Raw genomic sequence first — 528 nt, 5'->3', positions numbered from 1 at the left:
CCGCGATATCGGCGCCCATCTGGGAGACCTCGACTTCCGATGTCGTGAGGCTCGCGATCGGCATTTTCTTCGGATCGAGGCCCGCCTCGGCATAGGCGCGATAGAAATCCTGGGTGGCGTTGCCGACCACCGTCGAAAAGATGAAATCGGGTGCTTTTTTCTTGATGTCCGAGACGATCTCCATGAATTCGGCCCCGGTCGCGTTCAGCGGAACATAGCGATCGGCGAGTACCGCACCGCCTTGCCGCTGCATTACGAGCTCCGACATGATGCGGTTGGATTCGTATGGATAGATGTAATCGGAGCCGATCATGTACACGCGCGGACCAAACGTCGATGTCATGAACTCGGCGACCTGCACGGCATTCTGGTTTGGTGCCGCGCCGGTGTAGATCAAGTTGTTCGAATACTCGAACCCCTCGTACAGCGTCGAGTAGAACAGAATGCGGTTCCAGCGCTCGACGACGGGGATCACCGCCTTGCGCGTGCTCGACATGTAGCAGCCGAAGATCACCTTGACCTGATCGG

Annotated in this window: 1 protein-coding gene; it reads right to left on the bottom strand. The window is 58.0% G+C overall.

Translation table 11 applies throughout. The features are described from left to right. The coding region (locus tag BO1_RS49130; protein WP_028223809.1) for a transporter substrate-binding protein at positions 1-528 on the bottom strand (528 nt) is incomplete at both ends.

The sequence above is a fragment of the Paraburkholderia oxyphila NBRC 105797 genome (assembly GCF_000685075.1).
GTDB lineage: Bacteria > Pseudomonadota > Gammaproteobacteria > Burkholderiales > Burkholderiaceae > Paraburkholderia > Paraburkholderia oxyphila.
This window is presented reverse-complemented; position numbering and strand designations above follow the sequence as displayed.